Genomic DNA, 23,584 nt, shown 5'->3' on the forward strand with positions numbered 1-23,584 from the left:
TCTAGGCGGCTCCGTCATCACTCCTAACACCCCATCCTCCGCCCCCCGGCGTCTCAATCCGAACACGGTCACCGGGTTCAAGGGGCATGGTGAAGATACCGGGTAATGGCTTTTCGTCACCGTCGGCGCGAATCAGCGTTTGTCGGCCAGTCTGTCCGGGTTGGCCGCCGGCCATACCATACGGAGCAACTACGCGGTGCTGGCTTAATAGTGTAGTCTGTACCGGCTCCAGAAACTCGATTTCGCGAATGATACCGTCACCCCCGCTCCACTGACCGGCACCGCCGGAGCCTTCACGAACGGCAAACTGATGCAGCCGCACCGGATAGCGTCGTTCCAGTTCTTCGGGGTCGGTCAGGCGGGTGTTGGTCATATGCTGGTGGACCGCCGAACGGCCGTTAAAACCCGGCCCGGCACCGGCTCCCCCACCGATGGTTTCATAATAGCCGAACTGGCTGTTGCCGAACAGGAAATTGTTCATGGTACCCTGGCTGCAGGCGGCTAAGCCCAGCGCCTTCAGTAAGGTATCCACCAACCGCTGGCTTACTTCGGTGTTGCCGCCGACCACCGCCGGACAGCGCTCCGACGCATCGTCAAAATCAGGATTCAGGAAGGACGATCCGGGTAGGATAAGCCGCACCGGCTCCATTAGCCCTTCGTTGAGCGGGATGTCTTTACCCGGATGGCCGTACCCCGGATGGCCGTACCCCGGATGGCCGTACCTGAGCCACAGCCGCAGTACGTACAGAACGGCACTGTACAAAATGGCCCGGTTGGCGTTGAGGTTGTTTTTATGGACGTCGGACGTGCCGGTGAAATCGAAGGTGATGATCTGGTTGAGGATGGTGATGGAGATGAAAATACGCTGATCGTCGTCCAGGAGTTCTTCGGCGTCAAACGTCTGATCTTCCAGCGGAGCCAATACTGCCCGCAGCGCATCGGCGGAGGCCTGTTTGAGCCGGCGCATGTAGTGGCGGAGGGTTGGCAGGCCGTGGTCGCGCACCAGTTTCAGCAGCGCCTGCTCTCCGGCTCGTAAGGAAGCTAAAGCGGCTTCAATATCGGCCCGGTTTTCGGCCAGGGCGCGGGTGGGGTAGGAGGCTGTCGTAAACGCTTTCTCTACCTCTTCCCAGCAGAATACGCCCTGCCTGACGAGGTATTGCGGTGCCAGTACCACGCCCTCTTCGGCCAGGTTTACCGCATCGGGCGGCATGGAACCAGGCACCTTCCCGCCAATCTCGGCATGGTGGGCGCGGTTGATGACGTAGCCGACCAACTCCCCGGTATCGGTAAAGACCCCGCTCAGCAGCGTTACATCGGGCAGATGCGAACCGCCGTATTTAGGGTGGTTGGTAATGACCACATCGCCGGGACCCATACCAATTGTTGTCTGCACCAGCCGGGCACAAACGCCCAGACTGCCTAAATGCACCGGAATATGAGGGGCGTTGACCAGCAGTTCAGCATTTTCGTCGAGCAGGGCGCAGGAGAAATCGAGCCGTTCCTTGACGTTGACGGAGAAAGCGGTGCGCTGCAACTGAGCGCCCATCTCCTCCGCAATGGCCGTAAAGCGCCGGGCAAACAATTCGGTCTGGGCTACCTCGGCCAGTTCGCTGTATAGCGCTTCATCGGAAGAAACATACTCCACCACCGCGTTCTGGTTGGCCCGGACTACGAGCCGCCAGCCGGGTTCGATAAAGGCCGAGGAGGTTTTGTTGAGCAGCAGGGCCGGTCCCCGGAAGGTATCTCCTTCGCGGAGTTGGGCCCAATCGTAGGCGGGGTAGGAGGCCGACGTAAACGCTGGGAGTACATGGGTGTGCGAAACCGGCGGGGCCGTGACGGGTTCTTCTTCGCCGACGGTACTGACCACCACCCGGATACCTTCAACTTCAATGGCTTTGCCGGTGGGGTAATGGCCGTAGAGCTGCTGGTATTTTTCGTGGAAGACATCCTCAATGTGTTGTATCATCCCGGCATTTTCTGTCACCCCTACGCCAGGAGGGATTCCGGAAGAACGCTCTGGCGTGGCAATAAACGAAAAGGGTAGTGCCACTTCAATCGCCGTTTCCTGGCCCTGCAACCGGAGAAAAAGGAGTACCGACTGTACGTCTAGCGGAGTTTCCGTGCCCACATCCTGCCGTAGCGCATCGGTAGCCTGCCGGATGAGGTTGGTCATTCGGTCCGGCAGTTCTGCTTCTACCGTCGAGAGCAGTTGCAGCACCGGCGCTGAGGCCATTCGCTCAATGCGGGCTTGTCCCATGCCGTAGGCGCTCAGCAGGCCCCCGTCGAAGGGCAGGATCAGCCGGTCGATGCCGAGCAGCCGGGCGACGGAGCAGCCGTGGAGGCCACCTGCCCCGCCAAATACCAGCAGGGCATATTCGCGCGGATCGAAGCCACGGGCAACGGAGATTTTGCGGATAGCGCCGGCCATCGCTTCATCGGCAATGCGGGCAAAGCCCAGCAGTAAATCGCGCTCGAGGATGGGGTTACCTGTTTGTTCGGCAATGCGTTGCTGCAGCGAAAGCAGGGCTGCCTGTGCCCGTTCAGGAAAAACCGGAATGCCGAACTGACCGGGGTGAAGCCTGCCCAGCAGCAGGTTTACGTCGGTAATGCAGAGGGGGCCACCGGCACCGTAACAGGCCGGCCCCGGCGATGCTCCGGCGCTATGGGGGCCGACCTGAAGCTGTACCCCGTCGAACCAGCAAACCGACCCACCGCCGGCCGCTACCGTTTCAATGGCCAGGGAGGGCAGCTGGAGGTCAAAGGCACCAATTCTGGTGGAGAAGCGGTAGTCGACGCGGTGGTCGTAGCGGGCGGTATCGGTGCTGGTGCCGCCCATGTCGAGCGTCAGAATACGGTCGAAACCCAATTGCCGGGCAACAGCCGCCGAGCCGATAACGCCACCCGCCGGACCGCTCAGCAGGCTATCTTTGGGCCTGAATAAATTCGCTTTGACAAGGCCGCCCGCGCTGGTCATCACCCGCACCGATTGCCCACCTAATTGGCGGGTGAGATTGTCGAGATAGGCTCGCAAAACCGGCGTCAGATAGGCATCCACTACGGCCGTCTGGGTCCGGGCAACGTACTGAATAGCCGTAGAAACGTCGGTCGACAACGTAACGGCAGGAAAGCCGGCATCCCGCAACGCATCATCGAGTTGCCGTTCGTGTACCGGATTGCGGTAGGCGTTCAGCAGCGAAACGGCAACGGCATCAACGCCGGTAACTTTCAGGTTCTCAATCAGGCGCGTAGCCTCCTGAAGCGGCCTGAGCACTTCGCCGGTAGCGGTAAGGCGTTCGTCTACTTCGTACACGTGGCTATACAGCAACTCCGGCGGGGGAATATCGAGCTGGAACAGGTCCGGCCGCTGCTGGGTGCCAATGCGCAGCAAGTCTTTAAATCCTTTGGTTACCAGCAGCGCAACCCGGCCCCCTTTGCGTTCGAGCAGGGCGTTGGTGCCACGGGTGGTGCCCAGCCGCATAGCGAGCGGTGGAAAAGGCCGGCTCAGCGGAGTTTGGGTGAGTAGCCGCGTAGCCAGAACGGGCGCTTCTTCGCCCGTAAACAACTCCACGGTAGCGGGTAGTGGGGCAGTCAGAACGCGATCAAGTGTTAGGGTGCCATCGGAAGCCAGCGAAACTACCGTAGCCGTATCGCCGAATTCGACAAGCCGGAGCTGATACTGGTCGAAGATGGGCGTCGTAAGCCAGGATGCTTCCAGCCGGAGCCGTTGCGGCTCTCCGGTGAGAATGCCCCGCAGGCAACTGCTGCTGAGTACTTTGGCACGGAGGAGCGTTCCATCCGGAGTCAGCGCTAAACCATCGGTAAAAGTCCCCCCGGTATCAATCCAGATTTGGTACATGCTACTTGCCGGCCGAAATCATGTTGGCAAAGAGCCGGTAGGCGCCGGGAACACCGGCCGGAAGCTCGCGGAAGAACGATAAGCCGGTATATATGAAATGACCTTTGCCGTATTTGGCGTAGATCAGGCTGCCCTGTTTGGGTGCTTCATTGGTGTCGTTGGCGGAGAACAGCGGCTCGTAGGCTTTGTCCCAATCCTGCGCAAAGTACAGCCCACGCTCCTGAATCCAGCCCTCAAAGTCTTTCTGGGTAATCTTGTTCGGGGTGTTCAGCAGCAGGTGCTGCGGGTTCAGGAACGTCATAACGGCGTCTTCTTCCGCCACCCGATCGCGACCCACGGAGAACGGATACGGGCCAAGCTGGTTGACCTTCAGGCCATTCTGAATAAACGAGCCGCCGGGCGTTACGTACTGCACAATCATGGTGCCGCCGTTGCTGACGTACTCCATCAGCTTTGCCTGGTAATTCTTCAGCCATTCTTCCGTATTGTACGCCCGAACGCCTACCACAATGGCGTCGTAGCCGGATACGCTCTTGTTGAGGTCGGCTTCGCTGAGCATGGTTACCTGCGTACCCATCTGTCGGAGGGCGGCCGGTACTTCGTCGCCTGCTCCGGCAATGTAGCCTATGGTTTTGGCCCTAACCTTTACGTCCAGCTTCACCAGTTTGGCTTCGGCGGGGGGAAACAGCGTCTGCGTCGGGATGTGCTTGTACTGAATCAGTCGCAGTCCCGTGGTAAAGGTGCCGGTATTGGTTGTCATCACGGCCCGGAGTTTGCCGTCGGCAGCCCGGCCGGCCGGCGTGACGGTAAAGGTTACCCGCTGTTCCTGAAACTTATCGTTCAGCCTGAACGGCAGTTGCGCCGGCTCCACCCGCCAGCCTTCCGGCGTCTCCAGTTTCAGCGTACCGGCGACGTTCGCCCGGCCGGCTTTCAGGATAACCTCCACGGTCTTGGGCGTATTGTCGGCGAAGACATACACCCGATCAGCCAGATTGGCCATTACGTCGGGCTGAATGACAAATGGGCGGTAGATTTCGCCGTCGACGGGGTCAGTGGACTTATAGATCCACGGCCGCGAGAACGTAAACGGTTGCCCGTTGATATCGAAGGTAAATTCGGCGATCAGAGCGGGCGGGTTTTCCGGCAAACCGATCAGCCGCTGGTCATCTACCTGAAACAGGCCCCGGTCCAGCGGCTTCCGCAGCCAGTAGGGTTGCGAAATGGGCTGGTTACGGGCAATGGTTACCGTGACGGGAAGTATCTGCTGGTCGTTGGCTGCCAGCGACAGGGCCAGGGTGGTATCCCGCCCGACGTCGGGTAGCCGGATTTTGGTCAACTGCACCGGTACATTGCTCCGGTTAACCGCGCTGAGCGTAACGCGGACCGATTCGCCGGGGGCTGCGGCATAGGTGGCCGGATTGGCTTCGAACCACAAGCCCAGGCAGTCCTGAATCAGTTTCTCAACGTCCTGCTTTTTGGCCGCCACGTAGGTATTACCGGCATCCAGTTTCTGCAATTCGCGGTAGAGGTTCACCAGCACCGGTACGGAGGCCGACGGCTGTTCGGGCCGGAAGGTGGCGATGGCCTGGTTCACCAGCTCCTGCACCCGGCCGCTGTTCGGCACGCGCTTCCAGCTCAGATCTACACCGTCGAAGGGGTCCTGCTGCACGGGATCGCCGTTTCTGACCAGCAGATAGTCGATGCGGGAGCCCCGGCTGGCGGGTACCCCAAAACCCTGACTCTTGTGCTGACTGCGGCTTTCGGCGGCAATTTCGCCGTACGATTTACCGAGCAGCGGATTATAGAGGCCGGTTTCGACTCCGACCATGTTACCGGCTTCGTCGGGCTTTTTATTGCTCATGAAGGCCCCCGGAATAAAGATATTCCACATGATCCGCTTCGCCTTCCAGGGTTTTACGTAAGCGAGTTGCTCGGGGTACCTGGTGGGGTCGCCGGAAATTTTAAACGCTTCTTCGGCCAGGTAGGCAGACGCGCTATGGTGACCATGACCGGCGCGGGCGTCGGGCGGAAAGCGGGTAATAATAATGTCCGGCTGAAACTGGCGAACCCGCCAGACCACATCGGCTAAAACTTTATCCTGCCCCCAGGTTCGCACGGCTTCATCCGTCGATTTGGAAAACCCAAAATCATAGGCCCGGCTGAAGAACTGCTGCGGACCGTCGATACGCCGGGCGGCCAGCAGTTCCTGGGTACGAATCACCCCGATATTTTCGCCCTGCTCCGGGCCGATCAGGTTCTGACCGCCATCGCCCCGCGTCAGCGAGAGGTAGGCTGTCCGGACCTGCCGCTCGTTGGCGAGGTAGGTCAGCAGCAGGGTATTTTCGTCGTCGGGATGGGCCGCTACGTATAGCGCCGAGCCGACAACGTTGAGTTTTTTCAGGTCGTGGAGGATATCTCCGGCGGAGGTCGATCGATACGGTTGGCCAACAGCTCCGGCGGTCAGACCGAGGAGGCTGGAGAGGAATACGAACAGGTTTGGGATACGCACAGCTAAAAGCAGGATAAAAGTCTGAATGCCAATTTGACAAAAATAAAGAGGCCTGTTCAGATTTAGGTCTTCTGTATCAAAATATTACCGTTTTGCCTTTAAATTGGTCTATTTCCAGAGGGGTCTCTTTTGCTGAAATCCGCAGCCAAACTCTATATTTGCGCTCACTTAAACAAAAACAAATAACCTATCCTTAAAACTTTACGCATGGACAAGAGTCTTTATGTAGTTCCCTTGTTGGGCATCATCGGTCTGGTGGTGATGTTTACCAAATTCCGCTGGGTTTCGCGGCAGGACGCCGGCGACGCCCGTATGCAGGAAATTTCGACATACATCGCCAACGGTGCCATTGCCTTCTTACGAGCAGAGTGGCGGGTCTTAATCGTGTTTGGTCTTATCGTTGCCGTAGTTCTCGCGTTTTCGGCAACATTAGTTGAAAACTCCGACTGGGTAATTGGAGTTGCCTTCGCCATCGGAGCGTTCACCTCCGCGCTGGCCGGTTATATCGGCATGAAAATCGCCACTCGGGCCAATGTGCGTACCGCCCATGCCGCCCGCACCAGCCTGACCCGTGCGCTGGATGTTTCCTTTACCGGTGGATCGGTGATGGGTATTGGCGTGGCCGGTCTGGCAGTGTTAGGTTTGAGTGTCTTATACATTCTCTTCTATAATATGTACGTGTCCGCTTCGGGTAATCTGAACGGCATTGAAATGGAGACAGCGCTGGAAGTGCTGGCCGGCTTCTCGCTGGGTGCCGAATCCATTGCGCTTTTTGCCCGCGTGGGTGGCGGTATCTACACCAAAGCGGCCGACGTAGGGGCCGACCTGGTGGGTAAGGTTGAAGCCGGTATTCCGGAAGATGATCCGCGTAACCCGGCCACTATTGCCGATAACGTGGGGGATAACGTGGGCGACGTGGCTGGTATGGGGGCCGACCTGTTCGGGTCGTACGTGGCAACTATTCTGGCAACGATGGTGCTGGGCCGTGAAATCCGGATTCCGGCAGACGTTAACATTTTTGGCCATGCCCCGATCGTGCTGCCGCTGGTAATTGGCGGCATGGGCCTGATCTTCTCCATCATCGCTACCTATTTCGTTCGCGTCAAAGATGATAACGGCAATGTTCAGGGTGCCCTGAACATGGGTAACTGGGGTTCCATCATCCTGACCCTGATTGCCTCCTACTTCCTGGTAGTAACCATGCTGCCCGACGTCGACATGCGCATTCGCGGGGTGGTTTTCGACCGGATGGATGTGTTCTATGCCATCGTAACGGGTCTGGTTGTGGGGGCGCTGATGTCGATCATCACCGAGTATTACACCTCCATGGGCCGTCGGCCGGTATTGTCCATTATCCGGCAGTCGGGTACGGGTCACGCCACCAACATTATTGGTGGTCTGGCGGTCGGTATGGAGTCGACGGTACTGCCGATTCTGGTGCTGGCGGCCGGTATCTTTATGTCGTATAAATTTGCCGGTCTGTACGGGGTGGCTATCTCGGCCGCCGGTATGATGGCAACCACGGCCATGCAGTTGGCCATCGACGCCTTCGGGCCGATTGCCGATAATGCCGGGGGTATCGCCGAAATGAGCCACCTGCCCGATGAGGTGCGGGGCCGTACGGATATTCTGGATGCCGTAGGAAACACCACAGCCGCTACCGGTAAGGGTTTCGCCATTGCCTCAGCCGCCCTGACCTCGCTGGCCCTGTTTGCCGCCTTTGTGGGTATATCGGGGATTACCGCTATTGATATTTACAAAGCCGACGTTCTGGCAGGCCTCTTTGTGGGCGCTATGATTCCGTTCATCTTCTCGTCGTTGTGTATCGCGGCTGTAGGCCGTGCCGCTATGAAAATGGTGGAAGAGGTACGTCGTCAGTTCCGTGATATTCCGGGCATCCTGGAAGGAACCGGTAAGCCGGAATATGAGAAGTGCGTAGCCATCTCGACCCAGGCGTCGATCCGGGAGATGATCCTGCCGGGGGCTATAGCCCTGAGTGTTCCCGTTATTGTCGGCTTTATCTTTGGCCCTGAGGTATTAGGGGGGCTGCTGGCCGGCGTAACCGTATCGGGGGTGTTGATGGGTATTTTCCAGAACAACGCCGGTGGGGCCTGGGATAACGCCAAGAAATCGTTCGAGAAAGGTGTAGAGATCAACGGGCAGATGTACTACAAGAAATCGGAGCCGCATAAGGCGTCGGTGACCGGAGATACGGTAGGTGACCCGTTCAAGGACACCTCCGGTCCGTCGATGAACATCCTGATCAAGCTGATGTCTATAGTCTCGCTGGTGATCGCTCCGTTCATCACAGTACCGGCAGGTACGGTAGAAAGTGGTACCGATCCGCGCATCGAACAGCCGATCGTACCACCGGCCGGCCGTGTTCAGGATTCCGACGCCCCCGGCCGCGAATCCACCGTCGACGAGCGGTCCGATGACGGCTCGGTGATGAGACGGGATACGAATCGGTAAAAGAAAAAGCCGGCCCAATCGGGCCGGCTTTTTTGTATATCTATTAGCTAAGAAAATTATTACTTCACCTGACCACGCAGTGAGCGCGGGATTTCAATAGTTGCTACCGGGTTCGACATCGACTCCAGCAGCGTAATGCCTTGTACTTTGATCTGGTTAACCCGTACGGATTTACCTAGATCGAGGCCAGACACATCGACATCAATATAATCGGGGATATTTTCGGCCGGTCCTGTAACGCGCAGTTTCCGCACGCGGGTCACCAGCTTACCACCTTTCTGAACACCCGGAGCCGTGCCCACCAGACGAACCGGTACGGCTACTCTAAGGTCTTTTCCATCAACAATCTGAAGGAAGTCAGCGTGCAGCAAGGCATCGCTTACCGGGTGAAACTGAGTATCCTGGAGAATGGCGCGGTATTCGTCGCCTTCAATATTCAGGGTTACTTCGTATACATCCGGCGTGTACAGCAAATCGCGGAAGAGAATAGCCGGTGCATAGAAGTGAACCTGCTCCTGACCTCCGTAAAGAACGCACGGCACATTGCCTTCAGCACGGATGGCCTGAGACTCTGATTTGCCGAGATTCGCTCTTTTATACCCTACAATCTCGAGTTTTTTCATTTGAAATTTATTTAGTGATTGAGTGAATGAGTGATTGAGTGAGAAGTGACAGGCAAGAAAACTCGCTCAATCACTAAATCGCTAAATCGCTCAATATTTTATGAAAAGTGAGCTAATAGATTCATGATCACGGATGCGGCCGATGGCTTTGGCAAACAGCTCGGCTACCGACAACACTTTAATTTTCGGATTGGTTTCCCGCATGGGAATAGTGTCCGATACCACCAGTTCGTCCAGCATCGAGTTGGCGATGTTTTCGTGCGCTTTGCCCGACATGACCGGGTGCGTACACACCGCCCGCACCGATTTGGCCCCTTTCTCCATGATGATCTGAGCGGCCTTACACAGTGTACCGCCCGTATCGATCAGGTCGTCGATCAGCACGACATTGGCTCCTTCCACATCCCCAATCACCTGCATGGACGCAATTTCGTTGGCCCGCTTGCGGTGCTTGTCGCACAACACGATTTCGGCATTGAAGTGCTTGGCAAACGTTCGGGCGCGGGCCGCTCCGCCTACGTCCGGCGACGCAATCACCAGGTTATCCAGCTGCAGGCTCCGAATGTACGGCACAAACACCGACGTGCCTTCGAGGTGATCCACCGGAAAATCGAAGAACCCCTGGATCTGTCCCGCGTGCAGGTCGATGGTCATCAGCCGATCGGCGTGTACTGACGCCAGCATGTTGGCCACGACTTTAGCGGCAATGGCCACCCGGGGTTTGTCTTTTCGGTCCTGGCGGGCGTATCCGAAATACGGAATCACAACCGTGACATAATGCGCGGAAGCCCGACGGGCGGCATCCACCATCAGCAGCAGTTCCATCAGGTTGTCGGAAGGCGGAAACGTCGACTGGATGATAAACACATCACAGCCCCGCACCGACTCCTCGAAACTGGGGGAAAGTTCACCGTCGCTGAATCGGCGGAGGGTGTATCCGCCGAGGTCTTTACCGTAGTAGTGAGCGATTTTTTCGGCGAGGTAAGTCGACTGACTACCCGCAAAAATCTTCACCGGATTGAACGAAGCCATCGTGCCGAAAATTTGCGCAAAGGTACGAAAATAAAGCTAAATATGCCATTTCTGCCTGATTTAGCTTCCTGGTAGTTATTCATTGAACTAAATACGTCGGATTATAGCAGTATTTCAAGAAGCAGTAGACAGTTTTTGGGGGGCGCCTTATAGATTGATCTGCCGACGCTGCCCCTGGTAGGTAATCAGCTCGACCTGCCGGACCTGCTGGTCGATGCACAACCGCCGATATTCCTGCGAGAGGTAGGTGCTGCCGTAAAAAACTTCGACCTGGCGTTTGCGGCCATTGGCAAAGGTCAGTATAGCCTTAGCGTCGTCGGGCCGGAGCGGGATAAACCGCTGCGTTGGGTTTGGTAGTTCATAGGCTTGCAGCCGCCCCCGGTTCTGGGTCGCCAGGATGAGCTGCCGGTTTTTTCCAAGCTGTAGCCGGGTAATGGCCCGCGCGTCGCCGGGTACCACAAAACCAGATTTAGCCATTGGCAAGGGCTGAAAGCGTCCATCACCAAGATTCTTCAGAACCAACCCATAGGCGGCATCGGCCTGCCCCTGTACCAGCTCCATGCCGTAGTCGTTACCAACCAGCAGCATGTCCAGCAGGCCATCGGCATCAATGTCGCAGGGCAGCATACCAAAGATGGGGGCGAGTTGGGCTTCCGTCGGGAGCGGACTCATCCGGAACTGGCCGTTGCCGAGGTTTTCCAGGTAGCAGCTTTGCAGGAACGTGGCTTTGCGAATCAGGGCGTTTTTGGTCTCCTCGGGTGTCAGCACCTGCTCCCAGGTTGCTTTGCCGAAGTCTTCGTATTTCAGGAAGCGTCGCCGGAACAGCAGCGACTGCTTGATCATGTCGTCGCGGGTGTGGTAGGGATACAGATGGCGTTCGCCTTTGGCGTTGTTGTCGTGCTGGGCCAGAATGGCGTCGTAGCTGCCGTTGCTGTCAAAATCGTTGGCGTACACCCAGAGCGGTTCAGCTTCTGAGGCTTTGTAGGCGGTATTGAGGCCGTAGTTGCCGGCCAGGTAATCGGTATCACCATCGTTATCAAAATCCCCGGCGCAGAGACTGGTCCACCAGCCGGTGGCCTGGTTGAGTGGTTGAGTGGTTGACTGGGTAATTCGTTTCCCGTGCTGGTTTTGGAGTATCGTAATCGGCATCCATTCGCCGGCGAGGAGGAGGTCGGGCCAGCCGTCGTTGTTGTAGTCGGTCCAGAGGGCGTCGGAGATAATGCCGATGTGGGTCAGTTGGGGAGCGATTTGCTGCGTTACATCGGTGAAGTGGGGCTGGTTGGGAGCCGGTGAGTCGTTGCGGAGGAGGAATGAGCGGTCGGCTTGAGGATAAGCCCTGGGTACGGTGCTGCCGCCGACAAACAGATCGAGGTCGCCATCCCGGTCGAAGTCGGCGGCCCGAACGGTCAGGGTATTCGACGTTTCGTGCGGCAGTGCCAGGCTGTCTCGCCGGAAGTGGCCCCTGCCGTCGTTGACATACAAGGCATCCTGCAGGTAAGGTGAACCGGCTTCGTGCTGGTAGCTGCCACGGGCGCAGTACAGATCCAGATCGCCATCGCCGTCGGCATCAAACAGCAGTACACCCAGGTCTTCTTCTTTGGCGTCTGTCAGGTGCTTCAGCTTTTGTTTCTGCTCGTTGAACGTGCCGTTTGCCTGTTGCAGGAATAGTGACCCTTCGACCTTTGACGATCCACCGACAAAAAAATCATCCAGCCCGTCGCCGTTGACATCCCCAACGGCAATGCCCGGTCCCTGCTGCGAAAACTTATGGGGCAGCGTTTTCTGCACGTTGAAGTCGATGTAATCGCCCTCCGTATGCTGGAACGTAAGGCCCAGCAACTCCGGCATGATGCTGGTCCACAAGGGAGCAGAAACCGGAGAGGCAGCCCTACCGGGAGCCTGATGCTGGTAAACCACGGTCAGTACCTGATCGGTCGGTATGTTGGTCAGGGTTTGCTGCCGGCCGTCGGGCCAGGCAATCCGGACCGAATCGGCCTTACCGGCGTTGCCCAGCCCGAAATGCAGAATCGGTTCGGAGGTAGACAGATAACCCCGGACAATGTTCTGTTCGGCGAAATACCGGTTGCTCCCCGCAAACACCTGCACGGTAGCCCCGACGCCCATTGGGTTCAGGTTGGGTCCGGTAAGCCGGATGCGCAGGTAGTGCGGTTTTTGGGCCTGCTCGTTCAGGGTATTGCGGTAGACGTAGGCGTAATCATTGGTGTTGTTGACAACCAGGTCAAGGTCGCCGTCATTGTCCAAATCGGCATAGGCTGCTCCGTTGGAAAAGGTAGGCGTATCGAATCCCCATTCTTTGGATTTATCGGCAAAGGTGAGGTCACCCCGGTTGCGGTAGACGTAGTTTGGGATCTTCACCTCCGGGATCATCCGGTAGAGCTCCGCTTTGGAGGTGGCTACGCTGGCAATGTCGTTGCGGTAGGCCAGAAAATCCTGGTCGGTGATGTCTTTGGGAAAGCCGTTGGTGATGAACAGGTCGCGGTAGCCGTCGTTGTCGGCATCCAGCCAGAGCGGGCACCAGCTCCAGTCGGTTTCGCTGATGCCGGCCATCTGGCCGATGTCGCTGAAGCGGGGCAGACCCGTCTGCGGATCAAGTCCCCGGTTAAGTTGCAGCGTGTTGCGGATGTGCTGATATTCGTACTGGTACTGTTCCGTAAAGATGTAATGGGTATAGTTGTTGGCCCGCAGCAGGGCTTTCTTGCGCTCGTTATAATCCGGCAGCATATCCATGGCCACGATGTCGGGCAGGCCGTCGTTGTTGATGTCGGCCACATCGTTGCCCATTGCCGACCACGACAGGTGCTTCATGCAGTCGTGAACGGCGTCCTTAAAGGTGCCGTCGCGCTGGTTAATAAACAGGTTGTCGTTGGAGAGATAATCATTGGTCACGTAAATATCCAGCCAGCCGTCCTGGTTAATATCCATTACGGATACCCCATGCCCATACCCCTGCGCTTCAATGCCGGCTTCGCGGGAGACATCGATGAAAAGAGGGGAGGAAGGAGAATAGGAGGAGGGAAGGAAAAAAGGAGAGGAGTTAGCACCTGCCGATTTTCTTTCCGTCTTCCTTTCGTCCTGTCTTCCTTTTCTCCACTCCACCGTCATATTCCGCAACAGCCGGTCGGCGGTGGGGGAGTTGGCCTGCATCTGCTTCGACAGGTACTGGTTGGCATACTGCATATCCATGACATTGACCAGGATATAGGCATCCAGATCGCCGTCGTTGTCGTAGTCGAAGAATACAGTCTGGGCGGAGTGGCTGTCGCTGTCGAGGCCATATTCCCGGCCCAGTTCTTTGAAGTGGGGAACCCCCTGGCCATCGTTGCCCTGATTGACATACAACAGGTTCCGGCGCAGGTCGGCATCACCGTACATCATGTTGGAAACGTACAGGTCCAGTTTACCGTCGGCGTTGATGTCGACCACCGTGGAGCCCGCCGACCAGCATTTGTTTGGCTTGCTCACACCCGCTTTTCGGGTAATATCCTCAAACTCCAGATTGCCTTTGTTCAGGTACAGCGCATTATCGACCATATTGGCGGTGAAGAACAGGTCCTGAAGGCCATCGCCGTTCCAGTCGCCCACGCTGACACCGGCTCCATTATACACCAGCTCATTGTCGAGGATATTCATCGTATCGGCAATGGTCAGCGCATTGCCGAAAGTAATGTGCGTATCGTTGGGCGACAGTAATTCAAACTGCGTTGATGTACGGCAGGCACTAATCCCCACAACCAGCAACAGGGTGAAAAAAGACGTGTACTTCATTTTTTTAGTTTGAAGTTTGACGTTTGAAGTCTGAAGTTTTGCAGGGCCACCTACAGGTTGAAATGGCAAAGCAACTTCAAACTTCAAACGTCAAACCTTAAACCTTTTTCTAATACCCCGGATTTTGCTTCAGCGTTGGCTGGCCGTTAATGGAACTGCGGGTAATAGCCCGCTGGGGAATGGGCCGGAACTCGTTCTTGCCTTTGGTGAACCGGGCACCCGACAGGTAAGTCCGCTTTTTGGCCTCTTCGGTCAGGTATTTGTTCAGTTCTACATCGGCAATACCCCAGCGTACCAGGTCGAAAAAGCGGTGACCTTCCATACCCAGTTCGATCCGGCGCTCGTAGCGAACGGCATTGCGGGCCAGGTTCTTGTCAGTCCAGGCAGTAGTGTACAGACCTACCTGATAATTGGCGGCCGGCTTGTCCGAAAAGCCCGTTTCCGGCTTGGCATCGTCCTTGTAGGCTTTCACAAACCCATCCGGGTTAGATGCCCGTTTCCGGACCATGTTGACATATTCCCGCGCTTTCTCCAGACTACCCACTTCTACCTCGACTTCAGCTGCCAGCAACAACAGATCGGCGTATCGCAGCAGTTTTACGTTATTGGCGTTGAAGCCCTTAGTCCAGCCTGAAGCTGAAGTCAGAGTTCCTTCCTGCGCCTTATAATACACATTCTTCTTGGGCGAATACGGTCCTGCATAGGCGGGGTCACGCTGCCAGGCGGTACCGCCGTGCAGGCCCCAGTCCAGGTACGGGATACCACGCCGGCCAACGGTCCAGTCCAGCCGCGGGTCCAGGGGGGCTGTATCCGGGGTAAAGGGGTCGGTAGCCCGCAGGCCCTGGTCGTTTTTCACGTCGGTATTGTTGTATGTATCCAGCAGGGGCAGGCCTCTGGCATCGACGCGGAAGGCATTAACCAGATTCTGCGAAGGCTGGTGGAAACCGCAGCAGCCACCGGGCCCGGCGCTGTAGGGGAAGTTCAGCACATCGCCGTTGTTGCCCTGATCGTCGGTACCGATGTTGACCGCCTGCTGTACTTCCAGAATCGATTCGGCGGAGTTGTTGAAAGCGGGGTCGAAATTATCGCCGTATTTGGCGTTCAGCTTGTACACATTCGATGCGATAACGGCATCGAAAAGGGGCTTGGCCTCGGCGAATTTGTTCTGCCACAGGTACGTAATACCCAGAAATGACTGGGCAGCTCCCTTCGTGATGCGTCCTGGTTCGGGTTGTTTCAGCGGGAGTTGCTGCACCGCAAACTGGAAGTCGGCCTGAATCTGAGGCATAATATCCTTATCGTTCGGCACCCGGAACTCTGTAATGGTCTCATCGATGTACGGCACCATTTTAAAGACTTTATAAAGCTCTAAATGGTACAGGCCACGCAGGAAGCGGGCTTCGCCCAGCCGGATATTTTTTATAGCCTCCGGTGCGTTGGTCAGCGATTTGTACGCCTTAATGGCCTGGTTACACCGGGCTATACCGTCGTAGTACGTATTCCACTTGGATTCAATATACGGGTTGGCGGAGTTGATCTCGTGCCGTTCTATGGGCACAATATCCGGCTGGTCGTTGGCTTCTGAACCTTTGTAGGCATCTCCACCGCTAATACTGCCAAACGTCCAGTTCGATGCGGCCGAGCCCCAGGGGTTCCCATTATCCCAGCTCGAAAAGCCGTCGAGGTTCGAGTAGGCGGCAATCAGCAGGGCGTCGGCACCGGTCAGGTTGGCCGACAGGGTGCCTTCGTTAACGGCACCGTAGGGCTTTTGCTCCAGAAAGCTATCCTTACAGGCCCCTACCAGGCCGATGGTCAGGATGGCGGTTCCGATGATTATCTTTTTATTCATGATCGTTCGAGTGGGATTAGAATTCAACATTCAGACCAACCAGGAAGGAACGGGAGATTGGGTAACGGCCCTGATCGATACCCATCGACAGGTCGCGCCGGGTATTATAGCCTTCGGTGATGTTGGTAATGGTCACGTCCGGGTCCAGACCGGTATATTTGGTAATGGTAAACAGGTTCTGCGCCTGCACATACACCCGCACGCGGTCGATACTGGCCCTGTTCGCCAGGCCGACGGGTAGGGTATAGCCCAGGGTCAGGTTCCTGGCCCGGAAGTAAGAGCCCGGCTCAACGTAGAAACTGCTGCGCTGGGCGCTGTAGGTGTCATTCCGATCCAGCTTGGGATACGTCTTGCCGGCTTCGTACAGCATGTTTTTGGAGTAGTTCGCCTGGAAGGCCGGGAAGTCGGTGAAGTAGCGAACGTAGTTGAAGATCTGGTTGCCGTATACACCCTGCAGGAACATCGTAAAGTCGAAATTCTTGTAGCTGGCGGTCAGGTTGATGCCGTAGTTCAGCTTCGGAATGGGACTGCCGATCACGGTCTCGTCCTTATCGTCAATGACACCGTCGTTGTTCAGATCCCGGAACCGCATCCGGCCCACTTTGGCATCGCCGGGTGTTTTGGGCAGTTCCGATTCTGACTGAACAATACCGTCGGAGATATAGCCCCAGAACTGTGAGACCGGGTAGCCGATCAGGGTACGGGTAATATTACCGATCCGCGAACCACCGCCGGCGATAAAGGTGTTGGAGTTGGCATCGATCCGGACCATTTTATTGGTGTAGTGGCCGCCGGTCAGCTGGACGCCGAAGTTCAACTGTTTGTTGATAGCCGTTCCCCGGTACCCCACCGAGAAGTCGAAGCCGCGGTTTTCCATATCGCCGATGTTTAGCGGCAGGCTACCAATATTGCCCTGTGTCGATGGGATATCGACCTGGTACAGAATGTCGGATGTTTTACGGTCATACCATTCCAGGGTTACATCGAGCGTATTGAGCAAGCGGGCGTCTACGCCAATGTTGAGCATTCGGGTAGTCTCCCAGCGCAGGTTGGTGTTGGCTAATGAGCGCTGCGCAAACCCCGGTGTAACGGCATTGGGATTACCCTGGATGGCGTAAGCGCTTCCGCCCAGATCCTGGGCAAAATTGGCGTAACCGGGGTAGTCGCTGCCGATTTCGTTGTTACCCGTTATACCGTAACTGGCGCGGAGTTTGAGATCGTTGAAGGTGGTAATGTTCTTCATGAACTCCTCCTTGGAGATGCGCCATCCGGCAGAAGCTGAGGGGAAGGTACCGTACGGGTTATTGATAAACCGCGAGATACCGTCGCGACGTACCGTGGCGCTAAACAGATATTTATCCTGGAAAGTATAATTAACCTGCGCAAACTGCGAGGCAATGGTTACCTCACCCCGGTACTCGCCCAGGTTCCAGGTTTTGGAGTTGGTATTGGTCAGAATCCGGTAGAAAGGATCATCACCAAAGGTAAGCCCGTTACCACCGGCGTTGAACCCATCGTAGGTATTCCGCCGGGCTTCGGTGCCAATGAGGGCACTGACGCGGTGGGCACCGTCTCCAAACTCCTGATTATAAGCCAGTGTATTGTACCACACCCAGTTCCGGTTGCTGTACATGCTGCGACTCATGCTGTTGGAGGAGTTGATCTCGGTAGCCTCGAAGTTCCGGTAGCCGTAGCCGCGGCCCTGACCGGTGTTGAAGTCGAGGCCAAAGCTGGTTTTGGCGGTAAAATGCCGCAGAAAGTCGATCTCGGCAAATACATTACCGGTCAGACGAACGCTGTAGCCTTTGTTCCCTTCTGCATTGCGGGTCTGCTGCGCTACCGGGTTACCAGCGTTGGAGTTGGCGGGTGCCGGACTGCCCCAGTAGCCCTTGATGTCGTAGACCGGCACAATCTGCGGCATCCGCAGCGTGTTCATGAACACCGAGCCTTCACTGGGATTACCCAGGCTTCCCTGCGTGGTCTGGTAGGCAATACTCAGGTTTTCGCCCACCCGAATGGCTTTTTTGACGTTGAAAACACTGTTGATCCGGGTCTGGTAGCGCTTATAAAAATTCTTCAGCATGATCCCGTTATGATCGTAGTAGTTGGCGCTGAAGAAGTACTGACCCCGTTCGGAGCCGCCCGATGCACTCAACTGAACGCTCGTCAGCGGAGCCGGATTGAACACCTCGCGGAACCAGTCGGTGCCTGCTTTATTCGCCTGCGAGATCAGGTAGTTCTGACCGGCATCGGCCGTGGGGTCGGAGTTCAGGAAGTACCGGTTCGGGTTAACTTCGGGGGCACCGGCCTTGTAGCCACCGGTGAAGTTGTTGCCGCCGTCGCGCACCAGAAAATCAGGTAAGGTCCACCGACCACCTTCGTTAATATATAAACGGGAGGAGAACGGAATACCCGCTCCGGCCGAGAGGCCCTGGTTGATTTTCAGCAGCTCCTCCGGGTTGGCCAGGCTTGGGTATTTGGCCGGCGATTGTACGCCGGTAAAGATGTCGATGTTGATCTTGGCCGTACCGGCTTTGCCTTTTTTGGTTGTAATCACAATTACCCCATTGGCCGCCCGTGACCCGTAGATAGAAGCCGAAGCCGCATCTTTCAGGACCTGAATCGACTCAATATCGTTAGGATTCAAAAAGTTCAGGTTTGATTCGTTCTGAACCGGCACCCCGTCGATCACATACAAGGGCTCGTTCTGGTTGATGGTACCAATACCCCGTATGCGGATGAAAGCAGCACTACCCGGATCTCCGGAGGAGCTAACCTGTACCCCGGCGATGCGGCCCTGAAGCTGGTCGGCAATATTGGAGGCCGGAATTTTCTTCATCTCCTTCACATCGACTACGGCTACCGATCCGGTAATGTCACGCTTTTGCTGAGCGGCATAACCCGTGACCACCACTTCTTCGAGGGAGGTTACGTCGGGAACCAGGGCTATGTTAACCACAGACCGATTTCCAATGGACACTTCCCGGGCGGTGAAGCCGACATACGAGAAAACCAAAGTACTGTTACCGGAAGCATTGATATTGTAGTCACCGTTGGCGTCGGTGGTGGTACCGGTAGTGGAGCCTTTAATGAGGACGGTTACACCCGGCAGGGGGGCTCCGCTTTCGGTGTCGGTAACTTTGCCGGTGACTCGTTGCGCCTGAGCAAACAGGACGGTGCTCGCCAGCAGACCAAGTAGCAGAACGGAAAACCGCCAGCCTACTTTTCTGTAGTAGTACATCATAAAAATTGCTGTTAAGTGTAGGAAAAGAATGGAATATTTTGGGAATTTATTAAAAAAGAATTAGAATAATCAATATATGGATAAAACTTTATACGGATTAAATTTGGATTAAAACTTATTGATAAAAGCGTTATAACAGGCGCTGTTTTTTGGTAAAGAAGAAGAATTTAAAGTAATGAAAGATCAGCTTATGTAATCGGGCCGGCGGGCCTTGATTTGGCGGTACACAAAAGCACAGAGTACGGCCATACTCACCCCAATACCCGCACCCGCCAGCACATCCAGCGGATAATGGGCACCCACATAAATTCGGCTGTATGATACTACCAGCGCCCACCCAAAGACCCACCTGACCCACGGCTGACGTTGACCAATCAGTAGCCACAGCCCCATCGCCAGCGCAAAGCTATTGGCGGCATGGGAAGACGCAAAGCCGTACTGCCCGCCACACTCCAGCACCGGATGAATTAGCGGCTGTAGTTCAGAAACGTGGCAGGGGCGGAGCCGGAGGGTGAGGGGTTTGAGCAGCGCCGACGCCGTCTGATCGCTGAGGGCCACGGCCGCAGCCAGCGTCAGCACCATACCAATGGCCTGCTTCCGGTACCGGAACGCCAGCCAGCCCACCAGCAACACATAAAACGGAATCCAGCTATTGCGCTGTGTCACCCAGACCATAACCGGATCGAGCCAGGGCGCATAGTGCCCGTTCAGCCACAGGAACAGGTCGGTATCGAGTTGGTTGAGCGAGTCTTTCATAGGCGAAAGAGCGAAAGAGTGTAAAGCCAGCGGAGCTTTACACTCTTTCACCGTTAACTATACCCCAACACTTCCCTGACCCGCCGAATCGTGGCTCCCGCCACGGCGCGGGCTTTTTCTTCGCCGGCCTGGAGTTCTTTCTCCAGCGCATCTTCGTGGCTCATGTAGTAATTGAAGCGTTCGCGTTCGTCGGCGAAGCGGGTGAGGATGAGCTCGCACAGTTCCTTTTTGGCGTGGCCGTATCCGTAGCCGCCGGCCAGGTACCGCTGGCGCAGGGCTTCGGTCTGTTCGGGGGAGGCTATGAGTGAATAAAGCTGGAAGGTAATGTCGGTATCCGGATTCTTGGGGTCTTCCAGGGGTGTAGAGTCGGACAGGATCTTTTTAATGATCTTGTTCAGTTCCTTTTCGGGCAGGAAGATATCGATGTAGTTGTTGTACGACTTACTCATCTTCTGGCCGTCGATGCCCGGAATGGTCATGATCCGCTCGTCGATCTGTGCGTCGGGCAGGACAAAAATGTCGGCTTCGTACTGGTGATTGAACGCGCCGGCAATGTCACGGGTCATCTCCAGGTGCTGCCGCTGGTCTTTGCCGACGGGCACCAGGTTGGCGTCGTACAGCAGGATATCGGCAGCCTGTAGCACCGGATAGGTAAACAAGCCCGCACTGGCCGACCGTTCCCCAAACTTCTCGACCTTATCCTTGTACGAGGTCGCGTTCAGCAGCATCGGCATGGGCGTAAAGCAGTTCAGGTACCAGGCCAGTTCCGTATGCTCCGGCACCTGCGACTGCCGCCAGAACGTAGTACGCCCGGTATCGAGCCCGAACGCCAGCCAGGTAGCCGCAATGGCGCGGGTGTACTCCCGGCGCGTAGCCCCGTCGCGGAGCGAAGTGAGTGAATGCTGATCGGCAATGAACAGAAATGAATCATTGCCCTCCTGTTTTGCTAAATCAATCGCGGGTTTAATGGCCCCCAGAATATTACCCAGATGGGGCCGCCCGCTGCTTTGTATGCCTGTTAGAATTCGTGCCATTTTTGATTTAATGATGAATGCATAATGATAAATGATGAATGGGCTGTCGCGTCTTTACACTGCTTTGATGCCACCATTCATCATTTATCATTATGCATTCATCATTTATAAAATTATTTCCCCTGCGCTTCCACCACCGCAGTGGCTACTATATTGACGATCTCGCGCTCGGAAGAGCCAAGCTGGAGGACGTATACCGGCTTGCGGATGCCAAGCAGGATAGGGCCGATGATGTCGAACCCGGCGGCTTCGCCCATGAGGTTGTAGGCGATGTTGCTGGCCGAGAGGTTCGGGAAAATCAGGGTGTTGGCCCCTTCGTCCACGAGTTTGCTGAACGGGTGGTTCTGCCGCAGCAATTCGGTGTTGAAGGCGAGGTGGGCCTGGATTTCACCGTCGACGATCATATCCGGGTGCTTCTGCTGCAGGATTTCCACCGCCCGGTTCATCTTCTGGGCGTCTTCACCTTTGGCGCTGCCGAAGTTGGAATACGAAACCAGCGCAATACGGGGTTTGATGTTGAAACGCTCCACTGCTCGGGCTGTCATTTCGGTGATCTCAACCACTTCTTCTGCCGTGGGGTCGAAGTTGACCGTGGTGTCGGAGAAGAACAGCGGGCCGCGCTTGGTGAGCAGAATGTACATACCGGCCACTTTCTGAATGCCCGGTTCCCGACCGATAACCTGGAGCGCCGGCCGGATGGTATCCGGGTAGTTGCGCGTCAGGCCGGAGATCAGCGCATCGGCTTCGCCCGTTTCGACCATCATGGCCCCGAAATAGTTGCGGTAGTACATCGTCTTCCGCGCTTCGGTGGCGTTGACGCCTTTCCGTTTGCGCTTCTCATAATACAGATCGGCAAAGCGCTGGATCAGTTCGTCCTGCTCCGGAGCGCGGGGGTCGATGATGGGGATGTTGCCGAGATCCAGCGAGTTTTCTTTAATCAACTGACGGACTTTGTCCGTTTCACCGAGCAGAATGGGGAAGGCAATGCCTTCGTCGCGCACCTGCTGCGCGGCTTTCAGCACCTTCACGTTTTCGGCATCGGCAAAGACCACCCGCTTGGGGTTCGACTTGGCCTTGTTCAGGATCACCCGCGAAATCTGGTTATCCTGCCCCAGCCGGCGGGCGAGTTGCAGTTCGTAGGCTTCCCAATCCGTAATGGGGTGCTTGGCCACGCCCGAATCCATGGCGGCTTTGGCTACGGCCGGGGCTACGGTGGTCAGCAAACGCGGGTCAACGGGCTTGGGAATAATGTATTCCCGGCCAAACATCAGGTTGGATTCGCCATAAGCCAGGTTCACAATATCCGGTACGGTTTTCTTTGCCAGGTCGGCCAGGGCATGAACGGCCGCCAGCTTCATGGCTTCGTTGATCTCCGTGGCCCGCACGTCGAGCGCTCCCCGGAAAATGAACGGGAAGCCAAGCACGTTGTTGACCTGGTTGGGATAGTCGGAGCGGCCGGTGGCCATAATAATGTCCGGCCGGGCTTCGGTGGCTTCCGGATACGAAATTTCGGGCGTGGGATTGGCCATGGCAAACACAATGGCGTCTTTGGCCATTGAGCGCACCATATCCTGCGACACCACATTGCCTTTGGACAGGCCGATAAACACATCGCAGCCGACCATCGCTTCTTCCAGTGTGTGGAGGTCGCGGCTGGTGGCAAACAGACTCTTGCGGTCGTCGAGGGCGGTGCGTTCGGTACGGATGACGCCCTTGCTGTCGCACATCACAATGTTTTCAATTCTGGCCCCGAGCGAGACGTACAGCTTCGTACACGAAATGGCCGAGGCACCGGCTCCGTTCACAACAATTTTTACATCTTCGATCTTCTTGCCGACCAGTTTCAGCGCGTTCAGCAGGGCGGCCGCGCTGATGATGGCGGTGCCGTGCTGATCGTCGTGCATCACCGGAATGTGCAGGTCTTTCTTGAGCCGCTCTTCGATCTCGAAGCATTCCGGGGCTTTAATGTCCTCCAGATTCACCCCGCCGAAGGTTGGTTCCAGGATCTTGACGGTCCGGACAAACTCATCGACGTCTTTAGTATTCAGTTCAATATCGAACACGTCGATATCGGCATAAATCTTGAACAGCAGGCCCTTGCCTTCCATCACGGGCTTGCCGGCTTCGGGGCCGATGTCGCCCAGTCCTAATACTGCCGTGCCGTTGCTGATCACGGCCACCAGGTTGCCCTTAGCGGTGTATTTATAGACATCCTCAATGTTGGCGGCAATCTCCAGACAGGGCTCGGCTACACCGGGGGAATAGGCGAGAGTGAGGTCGCGCTGGGTATTGGTTTCTTTGGTCGGAATAACTTCAATCTTACCGGGACGACCTTTGGCGTGGTACTCTAAGGCGTCTTCACGACGGATCTTTTTCTCCATGTGGTTTTGTTGGGTTGCTGGAAAAGTCGCGCTAAGGTAAGA

General features: G+C 56.3%; 11 protein-coding genes. 1 reads left to right on the forward strand and 10 read right to left on the reverse strand.

Annotated features, from left to right (window positions below):
* Window position 1 precedes the first annotated feature (1 nt).
* Both ABD931_RS21920 and ABD931_RS21925 read right to left on the reverse strand, forming a co-directional pair.
* Window positions 2-3,856: a hydantoinase B/oxoprolinase family protein gene (locus ABD931_RS21920; RefSeq protein ID WP_345270105.1), complete on the reverse strand. Its 3,855-nt coding sequence runs from the start codon at window positions 3,854-3,856 to the stop codon at window positions 2-4.
* Window position 3,857: 1 nt separating this feature from the next.
* Entirely contained in the window at window positions 3,858-6,365 is a 2,508-nt protein-coding gene (locus ABD931_RS21925; protein ID WP_370469345.1) for a PIG-L family deacetylase, read from the reverse strand.
* Window positions 6,366-6,572: 207 nt separating this feature from the next.
* On the opposite strand from ABD931_RS21925, the gene ABD931_RS21930 reads away from it, so the two are divergent.
* Window positions 6,573-8,837 carry a sodium-translocating pyrophosphatase gene (locus tag ABD931_RS21930; RefSeq protein ID WP_345270106.1) on the forward strand — a complete coding sequence of 755 codons (2,265 nt, stop codon included), beginning with the start codon at window positions 6,573-6,575 and terminating at the stop codon, window positions 8,835-8,837.
* Window positions 8,838-8,896: 59 nt separating this feature from the next.
* Here the strand turns inward: ABD931_RS21930 and ABD931_RS21935 are convergent, their stop codons facing one another.
* The 8 genes from ABD931_RS21935 to ABD931_RS21970 form a co-directional block, all read right to left on the reverse strand.
* The gene (locus ABD931_RS21935; RefSeq protein WP_345270107.1) at window positions 8,897-9,460 is read right to left on the reverse strand and encodes a 50S ribosomal protein L25/general stress protein Ctc; all 564 of its coding nucleotides are present in this window, start codon (window positions 9,458-9,460) and stop codon (window positions 8,897-8,899) included.
* Window positions 9,461-9,550: 90 nt separating this feature from the next.
* Window positions 9,551-10,492, reverse strand: coding sequence for a ribose-phosphate pyrophosphokinase (locus ABD931_RS21940; RefSeq protein WP_345270108.1), 942 nt, complete (start codon window positions 10,490-10,492; stop codon window positions 9,551-9,553).
* A gap of 147 nt (window positions 10,493-10,639) precedes the next feature.
* Window positions 10,640-14,278: a VCBS repeat-containing protein gene (locus tag ABD931_RS21945; protein ID WP_345270109.1), complete on the reverse strand. Its 3,639-nt coding sequence runs from the start codon at window positions 14,276-14,278 to the stop codon at window positions 10,640-10,642.
* A gap of 109 nt (window positions 14,279-14,387) precedes the next feature.
* Complete coding sequence (locus ABD931_RS21950) at window positions 14,388-16,127, reverse strand: RagB/SusD family nutrient uptake outer membrane protein (protein ID WP_345270110.1); 1,740 nt, start codon at window positions 16,125-16,127, stop codon at window positions 14,388-14,390.
* A 16-nt stretch (window positions 16,128-16,143) separates the two neighbouring features.
* Window positions 16,144-19,371 carry a SusC/RagA family TonB-linked outer membrane protein gene (locus tag ABD931_RS21955; RefSeq protein WP_345270111.1) on the reverse strand — a complete coding sequence of 1,076 codons (3,228 nt, stop codon included), beginning with the start codon at window positions 19,369-19,371 and terminating at the stop codon, window positions 16,144-16,146.
* A 183-nt stretch (window positions 19,372-19,554) separates the two neighbouring features.
* Complete coding sequence (locus ABD931_RS21960; protein WP_345270112.1) at window positions 19,555-20,127, reverse strand: phosphatase PAP2 family protein; 573 nt, start codon at window positions 20,125-20,127, stop codon at window positions 19,555-19,557.
* Between the two features lie 53 nt (window positions 20,128-20,180).
* Window positions 20,181-21,161: a tryptophan--tRNA ligase gene (gene trpS, locus ABD931_RS21965; RefSeq protein ID WP_345270113.1), complete on the reverse strand. Its 981-nt coding sequence runs from the start codon at window positions 21,159-21,161 to the stop codon at window positions 20,181-20,183.
* Window positions 21,162-21,274: 113 nt separating this feature from the next.
* Entirely contained in the window at window positions 21,275-23,542 is a 2,268-nt protein-coding gene (locus ABD931_RS21970) for an NADP-dependent malic enzyme (protein WP_345270114.1), read from the reverse strand.
* Window positions 23,543-23,584 lie beyond the last annotated feature (42 nt).

The organism is Nibrella viscosa, from assembly GCF_039541875.1.
Lineage (GTDB): Bacteria > Bacteroidota > Bacteroidia > Cytophagales > Spirosomataceae > Nibrella > Nibrella viscosa.

Excerpts from the sequence above, each read along its gene's own strand:
- ABD931_RS21960 (WP_345270112.1), bottom strand. The coding sequence starts at position 20,127 with ATGAAAGACTCGCTCAACCAACTCGATACCGACCTGTTCCTGTGGCTG.
- ABD931_RS21945 (WP_345270109.1), bottom strand. The coding sequence starts at position 14,278 with ATGAAGTACACGTCTTTTTTCACCCTGTTGCTGGTTGTGGGGATTAGT.
- ABD931_RS21970 (WP_345270114.1), bottom strand. The coding sequence starts at position 23,542 with ATGGAGAAAAAGATCCGTCGTGAAGACGCCTTAGAGTACCACGCCAAA.
- ABD931_RS21920 (WP_345270105.1), bottom strand. The coding sequence starts at position 3,856 with ATGTACCAAATCTGGATTGATACCGGGGGGACTTTTACCGATGGTTTA.
- ABD931_RS21940 (WP_345270108.1), bottom strand. The coding sequence starts at position 10,492 with ATGGCTTCGTTCAATCCGGTGAAGATTTTTGCGGGTAGTCAGTCGACT.
- ABD931_RS21935 (WP_345270107.1), bottom strand. The coding sequence starts at position 9,460 with ATGAAAAAACTCGAGATTGTAGGGTATAAAAGAGCGAATCTCGGCAAA.
- trpS (WP_345270113.1), bottom strand. The coding sequence starts at position 21,161 with ATGGCACGAATTCTAACAGGCATACAAAGCAGCGGGCGGCCCCATCTG.
- ABD931_RS21955 (WP_345270111.1), bottom strand. The coding sequence starts at position 19,371 with ATGATGTACTACTACAGAAAAGTAGGCTGGCGGTTTTCCGTTCTGCTA.
- ABD931_RS21950 (WP_345270110.1), bottom strand. The coding sequence starts at position 16,127 with ATGAATAAAAAGATAATCATCGGAACCGCCATCCTGACCATCGGCCTG.
- ABD931_RS21930 (WP_345270106.1), top strand. The coding sequence starts at position 6,573 with ATGGACAAGAGTCTTTATGTAGTTCCCTTGTTGGGCATCATCGGTCTG.